The sequence below is a fragment of the Candidatus Methylomirabilota bacterium genome, assembly GCA_036001065.1.
Lineage (GTDB): Bacteria > Methylomirabilota > Methylomirabilia > Rokubacteriales > CSP1-6 > MNEF01.
Genome location: DASYUQ010000158.1, coordinates 1 through 8170, shown reverse-complemented (window position 1 = coordinate 8170; position 8170 = coordinate 1). Strand labels below are relative to the sequence as shown.

Here is an 8170-nt window from a genome sequence, read left to right as displayed (position 1 = left end):
AAGTAGGCGATCTCGAACGCCGCCGACTCGGGCGAGTCGGAGCCGTGGACGGCGTTGGCCTCGATCGAGGAGGCGAACTCGGCGCGGATCGTCCCCGGCGCGGCCTTGCGAAAGTCCGTGGCGCCCATCAGGTCGCGCCAGCGCTGGATGGCGTTCTCGCCCTCCAGCACCATCGCCAGGCACGGCCCCTGAGTCATGAAGGCACAGAGGCTCCGATAGAACGGCTTGTCCTTGTGGACGACGTAGAAGCCGGCGGCGTCCTCGGGTGTCATGTGGACGAGGCGCGCGGCCAGGATCTTGAGACCTGCCTGCTCGATCCGGGTGATGATCTGGCCCGCCACACCTTTGGTCACGGCGTCGGGCTTGATGATGGCCAGGGTGCGCTCGATCTTTTGGGGGCTCATCGTCCGAGTACCTTCTGCACGGTCGCTCCCATGTCGGCCGGGCTCCGCACCAGGGTCGCCCCGGCGGCCTCCAACGCTTTCATCTTCTCCGCGGCCGTCCCCTTGCCGCCGGCAATGATAGCTCCGGCGTGGCCCATCCGCCGTCCGGGCGGCGCCGTCTGGCCGCAGATGAACGCGACCACGGGCTTCTCGACGTGGGTCTTGATGAAGGCCGCCGCCTCCTCCTCGGCGGTGCCTCCGATCTCGCCGATCATCATGATGGCCCGCGTCTGCTGATCGTCGTTGAAGAGCCGCAGCACGTCCACGAAGCTCGTTCCCGTGACCGGGTCGCCGCCGATCCCGACGCACGTCGTCTGCCCCAGGCCGCGCGCGGTGAGCTGGCCGACGACCTCGTAGGTCAGGGTGCCGCTCCGTGAGACGACGCCGACAGGGCCGGGCTTGTGGATGTGGCCAGGCATGATGCCGACCTTGGCCTGGCCCGGCGTGATCAGCCCCGGGCAGTTGGGGCCGATGAGCCGGCTCGGCGTCCCCGCGACGAAGTGCCGGGCCCGGACCATGTCGGCCACGGCAATGCCCTCGGTGATGCAGACGATCAGGGGGATGCCCGCCGCGGCCGCCTCCATGAGGGCGTCGGCCGCCGCCGGCGGCGGCACAAAGATGAGCGCACAGTTGGCGCCCTCCCGAGCGACGGCCTCGCCGACCGTGTTCCAGACGACAAAGCCCTCGTGGGTCGTGCCGCCCTTGCCCGGCGTGACGCCGCCCACGACGGTCGTCCCGTACTCTTTGCAGCGCGCGGCGTGGAAGGCCCCTTCGCGGCCGGTGATGCCCTGCACGACGACGCGCGTGCTCTTGTCGACGAGAATGCTCATCCTACTTGGAGGCCTCGCTCTCCACGAACTTGCAGCACTCGGCGATCTCCTTCTCGCCCTCCTCGCGGGGCACCACCTGCAGCCGCGGCCGGCCGACGAAGAACCCCATGCCGATGCCCGCCTTCACGAAGTAGACCTCGCCGGGCTTCACGTCGAGCGTCACCGAAGCCTTGGACTCGGTCTCGGCCCACAGCTCGACCTCGCCAGGATCGGTGATGTACGGGTAGTAGCCTTGGGCCTTCATCGTCGTGATGACCGTGTCGCCGCGCTTGACGTCGTACTGGACTGCGGGACCGAGCGCCGACGGCCGGTAGATGTAGATCACCGCTTTGCCCGAAGGGATCGTCTCGATCTTCCGGAACGGCGCGCCCGTCGCACACCCAGCCAGGGCTATTCCCGCCACGACCACCAACCCGATCAGTCGCGCCCTCATCGTCGCGGCCTCCCCGGTCAGTCGGAGCCGAGGAGCCGCCCCAGCGACTCCCGGTCCCGAGCGACCTGACTCTCGATGCTGTCCCGGACGGCCAGCAGGCCGCGCCGCCGCATCTCGGTGTAGGTTTCCCCTTCGTAGAAGAGACTCGGTCGGTTCGTGAGGGCGGCCGTCGCGTCGTACGTCTTGGCGACCTCCTCGCCCCGGAGGACCTCCAGGCGGCCGCTGACGGCGACGGTGTCCTTGCCGATCACCGGCAGCCCCAGCATCGCGGCGGGATTGAACATGACGCCGAACAGGTTGGTCCGCTCGCCGCCGTGCACGACATCATAGGCGTAGCGTACCGTGAGGCGGGCGCCGGAGCCGCCGTCGGTGAGGTTGCGCGGAAGGTATTCCCGGTTGCCGCCGTACACGATCCGCGCCGGAAGTCGGAACTCAGGCGCCGCCGCGTCTGGGGCCGGCTGCACAAGCATCTCGGCCGCGCACCCCGTCAGGAACATGGCGAGCAGGGCGACGACCGGGCCCGCGCCCATCCGTCCTGCGCGCTCGCGGCTCATTTCCGGCCCGGGGCCAGGGCGACCACCTTGCGCGCCCCATCGCCCATGTCGATATCGGAGGGGGCCGCGAGGGCCCCCTCCGAAACCTCCCCCAGAACGGATTGCGCCGGCAGAGCCGGCGCTCGAAATGGCGGCCTCCTCATGCTTTCGTCCCTCGCGCCAGCGCGACGACCTTGCGGGCGCCATCACCCATGTCGTCGGCGGTGGTGAGGGCCAGGCCGGACTCGGCCAGCATCTTCTTGCCCAGCTCGACGTTGGTGCCCTCCATGCGGACGACGACGGGCAGCCGGAGGCCGAGCTTCTTCACCGCCGCTATCACGCCCTCGGCCAGCCGGTCGCAACGCAGGATGCCGCCGAAGACGTTGATGAAGACCGCCTTGACACTGGGGTCCGAGGAGAGGATCCGGAACGCGTTCTCGATCTGCTCGGGCGAGGCGCCGCCGCCGACGTCGAGGAAGTTGGCGGGCTCCCCACCGGCGAGCTTGATGATGTCCATCGTGGCCATGGCCAGTCCTGCGCCGTTGACCATGCAGCCGACGTTGCCCTCGAGCTTGATGTAGTTCAGGCCGTACTTGGATGCCTCGACGTCAAGTGGATCCTCTTCATGGGTGTCTCGAAGTGCCGCGATTTCCGGGTGGCGGTACAAGGCGTTGTCGTCGAAGTTGAGCTTGGCGTCGAGGGCCAGCACGCGGCCGTCCCTGGTCACCACCAGCGGGTTGATCTCGACCAGCGCGCCGTCCTTGGCGAGATAGAGGGGGAAGAGGTTACGGACGAGCGCCACGGCCTGCTTCAGCGTCTCCCCGGCCAGGCCGAGGCCGAACGCCAACCGCCGGGCCTGAAAGTCGCCGAGCCCGAGCGCGGGGTGGGCCCATTCGCGGAGGATCTTCTCGGGGCTGCGGGCGGCCACCTCCTCGATCTCCATGCCGCCGGCTTCGGAGGCCATCGCCACGGGCGTCGCGCGCGCGCGGTCGAGCGTGATCGACAGGTAGAGCTCCCGGGCGACGGCCGAGGCTTCCTCGACCAGCACCTTGAGCACCAGGATGCCCTCGGGCGGGGTCTGCGGCGTCTTGAGCCTCATCCCCAGAATCTGCCGGGCCGCGGACTCAGCGCCGGCCGGATCGTCGGCCAGCTTGATCCCGCCCGCCTTGCCACGACCACCGGCGTGCACCTGCGCCTTCACGACCACGCGGCCCCCGATCTTTTCGGCGACGGCGCGCGCCTGGGCCGGCGTGTCGGCCACGTCACCGGCGGGCACGGGGATCGCGAACGCGCGAAGCAGCGCCTTGGCCTGGTATTCGTGGATCTTCATGCGCGGGCGGACTCCATCCCGGGGGACCGCGCTAGTGCCGTTCCAACTTGTTGATACTAAATCTGTCCACGAACGACGTACACGGTGCCTTCCTAGGCGCGAATAGTTGGAACGGCACTAGGGGATCGCGGCGATAGCCTGGATCTCGATGAGCATGCCGGGCATCGCCAGCTGGTTGATCCCGATGAGCGCGCTGGCGGGAAAGTCCCGCCCGAACTTCTGCCGGCGCAGCTCGATGAAGCGGTTGCCGTGGCCCAGGTCGGTGAGGAAGACGGTCATGGTGACGACGTCCGAGAGCTGGCCGCCCGCCTTCTCCACGGCCAGGCGCATGTTCTCCCAGACCTGCCCGACCTGCTGGTCGAAGTTGCCGGGACCCACCAGCCGCCGCTGCTCGTCCACCGGCGTCATCCCGGCCAGGAAGACCAGGGTGCCGCCCGTCACCTTCACCGCCGAGGAGAAGGCGCGCGTCTCGTGCCAGGCATGAGTCCGCACGCACTCCCTCATCGCGCACCTCCCTGCGACCGACGACGATCAGGCAGGCTCTGGGCGCTGGCCGCGGAACTTCCGCAGCAGCCAGACGATCGGGTCGTAGTCGTCGGCCCTCCGCTCCTTCATCGGGATGATGCCGTTGTCGGTGATGTGGATTCCCTCGGGGCAAACCTCGGTGCAGCACTTGGTGACGTTGCAGAGCCCGATCCCCGCCTCCCGGGCCACGAACTCCGTCCGGTTGCGGGTGTCGAGCGGGTGCATGTCGAGGGCGGCGACCTTGATGAAGAAGCGGGGGCCGGCGAACTGCCGCTTCAAGTCGTGATCGCGGATGACGTGGCAGACGTCCTGGCAGAGGAAGCACTCGATGCACTTGTGGAACTCCTGGATGCGGTCGATGTCCTCCTGCATCATCCGGTACCGGCCGTCGGGGTCGGGCGGCTTGAGCCGGAGCGGCGGCACGGTCTTGGCCTTCTCGTAGTTGTAGGACACGTCGGTGACGAGATCCCTGATCAGCGGGAACGCCCGGATCGGCGCCACGGTGATGGGGGCGCCCTCGGCGAACGTGTTCATTCGTGTCATGCACATGAGACGCGGCTTGCCGTTGATCTCCGCGCTGCAGGAGCCGCACTTGCCGGCCTTGCAGTTCCAGCGGCAGGCGAGGTCGGAGGCCTGGGTGGCCTGGATCCGGTGGATGACGTCCAGGACCACCATGCCCTGGTCGGTCTCGACGCGGTACTCGCGGAAGCTGCCGCGGCTGGCGTCGCCCCGGAACACCCGCATGGTGTAGGTCGGCACTACTTCTTCTCCTCGAGGAGTCCCCGGAGCTCGGCCGGCATCTCCGGCAGCGGCTCGCGGGTGAACTGGATCGTCCCGTTCTTCTGGCGCACCACCACGTTGGCCTTGCCCCACTCCGCGTCGGTCTTCGGATAGTCGTCGCGGGTGTGACTGCCGCGGCTTTCCGTGCGCTCGATGGCGGCCAGGGTGACGCACTCGGCCACGGTGAGGAGCGACTGGAGATCGAGGGCCGTGTGCCAGCCCGGATTGTACGTGCGCCCGCCTCCGATGCGCACCTTCTTCGCGCGATCCTTGAGGGCCTCGATCTTCCGGAGCGCGTGCCGGAGCTCGGTCTCGGTGCGGATGATGCCGACCAGGTCCTGCATCGCCTCCTGGAGGTCGGCCTGGATGGCGTAGGGGTTCTCGTTCCCCGACCGGGTGAAGGGCTCGAGCAGCTCGCGCGCGATCGCCTCGAGCTGCGCCCGGTCCGCCGCCAGCCGGCCGCCGAAATCCTTGGCGTGGAGCGCCGCGTGCAGCCCGGCGCGGCGGCCGAAGACGAGGAGGTCGGAGAGGGAGTTGCCCCCCAGCCGGTTGGAGCCGTGCATGCCGCCCGCCACCTCGCCGGCGGCGAAGAGCCCGGACACCGTGGATTGCGTGGTGTCGGCGTCCACGCGGACGCCGCCCATCACGTAGTGGCAGGTCGGCCCCACCTCCATCACCTCTTTGGTGATGTCCACGCCGGCCAGCTCCTTGAACTGGTGGTACATCGACGGCAGGCGCCGCCGGATGTAGTCGGCCGGGCGGCGCGTGCAGATGTCGAGGAAGACGCCGCCGTGGGGGCTGCCCCGCCCGGCCTTGATCTCGGAATTGATCGCGCGCGCCACCTCGTCGCGGGGCAGGAGGTCAGCCGTGCGCCGGTTGTTCTTCTTGTCTTCGTACCAGCGGTCCGCCTCCGCCTCGTTGTCGGCGGTCTCGGCGCGGAAGAACTCGGGGATGTAGCGGAACATGAAGCGCTCGCCATCCCTGTTCTTGAGGGTGCCGCCGTCGCCGCGCACGCCTTCGGTGACGAGGATCCCGCGCACGCTCGGCGGCCAGACCATGCCCGTCGGATGGAACTGCACGAACTCCATGTCGATGAGGTCCGCGCCGGCGTCGAGGGCCATCGTCATGCCGTCGCCCGTGTATTCCCACGAGTTCGACGTGACCTTCCACGCCTTCCCCGCCCCGCCGGTCGCGAGGACGATGGCCTTTCCGCGCAGCAGGACGAAGCGCCCGGTCTGGCGCCAGTAGCCGAAGGCGCCCGCGATGCGCCCGTCGTCGACGAGGAGCCGCTGCATCGTGCACTCCATGAGCACGTCGATGCCGAGCTCGACGGCCCTGTTCTGCAGCGTGCGGATCATCTCGAGGCCCGTGCGGTCGCCGACGTGCGCGAGGCGCGCGTAGCGGTGGCCGCCGAAGTCGCGCTGGAGGATCAGGCCGTCGGGCGTCCGGTCGAACATCGCGCCCCACTCCTCGAGCTCGAGCACGCGGTCCGGCGCCTCCAGCGCGTGCAGCTGCGCCATGCGCCAGCTGTTCAGCAGCTTGCCGCCGCGCATGGTGTCGCGGAAGTGGACGTCCCAGCCGTCCTCCTTCCACACGTTCCGGAGCGCTGCCGCGATCCCGCCCTCGGCCATGACCGTGTGGGCCTTGCCGAAGAGGGACTTGCACACGAGCGCGGTCCGCGCGCCCTGCGCCTTCGCCTCGATGGCCGCGCGGATCCCGGCGCCGCCGGCGCCGACGACGACGACGTCGTACTCGCGCTCGTCGCGGTCGGGCCGGGCGATCATCCGAACACGATCCGCGGGTCCGAGACCACGCCCATCGAGAGCAGGCGGATGTACAGGTCGGTCAGGCCCACGCTGAGGAGGCTGAGGATCGCGTAGTTGCCGTGGCGCCCGTTCAGCCACGACACCGCCTGGAACAGGCGGAGCGCGACCGGCCGGAGGTGGAAGCGGTCGAAGCGGCCGCCGACGAGGTACCGGCAGAAGTGGCACGAGAACGTGTAGAGGGCGATGAGCACGACGTTGGCGGTCATGAGCAGCGAACCGAGGCCGATGCCGAACGCGTATCCGCCGGACGCCGTCGGGAATCGGAACGCGAGCACGGCGTCGTAGCCGAGGATGAAGACGAGGAGCACCGCAGGGTACCACGTGAAGCGGTGGATGTTCTGCCAGATGAAGGGGATCCTGGTCTCGCCGCCGTACTTCGCCCTCGCGTCCGGGACCGCGCAGGCCGCCGGTGCCCAGAAGAACGCGCGGTAGTACGCCTTGCGGTAGTAGTAGCAGGTGAGGCGGAACGTGAGCGGGAAGCCCACGATCCAGATGGCGGGGGCGAGGTTCCACCACGACCCGACGATCGGCCCGACGGTGAGGTGCGCGCAGTTCGCGGTGATGCACGGCGAGTAGAACGGCGAGAGGTACGGGTCGACGAAGTAGTCCGCGTTCGCGATGCCCGCGAAGAACGAGTACACGACGAAAAGGCTGAAGAGCGCGAAGAGCCACGCGGGCTCGAGCCACCAGAGATCGCGCCGCAGCGTCCGCTGGCGCGCCGGTAGCGCGGTCGTCGCCATCGGCCTCACGGTACGAACGCCTCGCTGAGAAGGCAAAGATATGAATGCGATGGTCACGATAGCGATACGCTATGGACGTGGAGCTCCGCCAGCTGCGCTACCTCATCGCGGTCGCCGAGGAGCGCCACTTCACCCGCGCCGCACGCGGCCTCCGAGTGGCGCAGCCCGCGGTCTCGAAGCAGATCCGGCTGCTCGAGGAGGAGCTCGGGACCACCCTCCTCCACCGGACTCGCGGGAACCTCACACTGACGACCGCGGGCGAGGCGTTCCTCCCGTGGGCGCGCCAGGCCGTCACCGACCTCGCCACCGCGATCGACGAGGCGCGCGAGACGGGCGGCATACGGCGTGGACGCATGAGCATCGGCGCGACCCCGAGCATCACCACGGCGATCCTTCCCCAAGCCCTCGGGAAGTTCCACGCCACGTACCCGGGTATCGAGCTGAAGCTGCACGAGGCCGGCTCCCGCGACCTCGTGCGCGAGCTCGAGCAGGGCAGCCTCGACCTCGCGCTCGTGATCCTGCCGGTCACGCACCGCTCGCTCGAGACGACGCCCATCCTCCGCGAGGAGCTCGTCCTTGCGGTCGCCTCGAGCCATCCGCTCGCCGAGCGGAAGCGCATCGGCTTCGCCGACCTGCGCGGCGTGCCGCTCGTGATGTTCCGCGAGGGCTCCGACCTGCGCGCAACGACGCTCGCGGCGTGCGCGGCGGCCGGGGTCGAGCCGACGTTCGC

At 69.1% G+C, this 8170-nt stretch carries 10 protein-coding genes; 1 reads left to right on the top strand and 9 read right to left on the bottom strand.

Annotated elements, in window-relative coordinates:
- The 9 genes from ndk to VGV13_15410 all read right to left on the bottom strand — a co-directional run.
- The coding region (ndk, locus tag VGV13_15450; protein HEV8642487.1) for a nucleoside-diphosphate kinase at positions 1–404 on the bottom strand (404 nt) is incomplete at its 3' end.
- On the bottom strand, positions 401–1273 hold the full coding sequence (gene sucD, locus VGV13_15445) for a succinate--CoA ligase subunit alpha (protein HEV8642486.1): 873 nt from the start codon (positions 1271–1273) through the stop codon (positions 401–403). The genes ndk and sucD, both read right to left, overlap by 4 nt.
- A 1-nt stretch (position 1274) precedes the next feature.
- On the bottom strand, positions 1275–1706 hold the full coding sequence (locus VGV13_15440; GenBank protein ID HEV8642485.1) for a DUF2846 domain-containing protein: 432 nt from the start codon (positions 1704–1706) through the stop codon (positions 1275–1277).
- Positions 1707–1723: 17 nt separating this feature from the next.
- Complete coding sequence (locus tag VGV13_15435) at positions 1724–2236, bottom strand: hypothetical protein (GenBank protein HEV8642484.1); 513 nt, start codon at positions 2234–2236, stop codon at positions 1724–1726.
- 163 nt (positions 2237–2399) lie between these two features.
- Complete coding sequence (gene sucC, locus VGV13_15430; protein ID HEV8642483.1) at positions 2400–3569, bottom strand: ADP-forming succinate--CoA ligase subunit beta; 1170 nt, start codon at positions 3567–3569, stop codon at positions 2400–2402.
- A 117-nt stretch (positions 3570–3686) separates the two neighbouring features.
- A complete protein-coding gene (locus VGV13_15425) occupies positions 3687–4073 on the bottom strand; it encodes a RidA family protein (GenBank protein HEV8642482.1) in 387 nt (128 codons plus the stop codon).
- Between the two features lie 27 nt (positions 4074–4100).
- Entirely contained in the window at positions 4101–4838 is a 738-nt protein-coding gene (locus VGV13_15420) for a succinate dehydrogenase/fumarate reductase iron-sulfur subunit (GenBank protein ID HEV8642481.1), read from the bottom strand.
- Between the two features lie 14 nt (positions 4839–4852).
- Positions 4853–6658, bottom strand: coding sequence for a fumarate reductase/succinate dehydrogenase flavoprotein subunit (locus VGV13_15415; GenBank protein ID HEV8642480.1), 1806 nt, complete (start codon positions 6656–6658; stop codon positions 4853–4855).
- Positions 6655–7440 (bottom strand): hypothetical protein, encoded by a 786-nt coding sequence (locus VGV13_15410; GenBank protein ID HEV8642479.1) that lies wholly within the window; start codon positions 7438–7440, stop codon positions 6655–6657. Before VGV13_15410 ends, VGV13_15415 begins: the two co-directional genes overlap by 4 nt.
- Before the next feature lie 71 nt (positions 7441–7511).
- Here VGV13_15410 and VGV13_15405 point away from each other — a divergent pair.
- The coding region (locus VGV13_15405) for a LysR substrate-binding domain-containing protein (GenBank protein ID HEV8642478.1) at positions 7512–8170 on the top strand (659 nt) is incomplete at its 3' end.

Excerpts from the sequence above, each read along its gene's own strand:
- VGV13_15415 (HEV8642480.1), bottom strand. The coding sequence starts at position 6,658 with ATGATCGCCCGGCCCGACCGCGACGAGCGCGAGTACGACGTCGTCGTC.
- sucD (HEV8642486.1), bottom strand. The coding sequence starts at position 1,273 with ATGAGCATTCTCGTCGACAAGAGCACGCGCGTCGTCGTGCAGGGCATC.
- sucC (HEV8642483.1), bottom strand. The coding sequence starts at position 3,569 with ATGAAGATCCACGAATACCAGGCCAAGGCGCTGCTTCGCGCGTTCGCG.
- VGV13_15435 (HEV8642484.1), bottom strand. The coding sequence starts at position 2,236 with ATGGGCGCGGGCCCGGTCGTCGCCCTGCTCGCCATGTTCCTGACGGGG.
- VGV13_15440 (HEV8642485.1), bottom strand. The coding sequence starts at position 1,706 with ATGAGGGCGCGACTGATCGGGTTGGTGGTCGTGGCGGGAATAGCCCTG.
- VGV13_15420 (HEV8642481.1), bottom strand. The coding sequence starts at position 4,838 with ATGCGGGTGTTCCGGGGCGACGCCAGCCGCGGCAGCTTCCGCGAGTAC.
- VGV13_15410 (HEV8642479.1), bottom strand. The coding sequence starts at position 7,440 with ATGGCGACGACCGCGCTACCGGCGCGCCAGCGGACGCTGCGGCGCGAT.
- VGV13_15425 (HEV8642482.1), bottom strand. The coding sequence starts at position 4,073 with ATGAGGGAGTGCGTGCGGACTCATGCCTGGCACGAGACGCGCGCCTTC.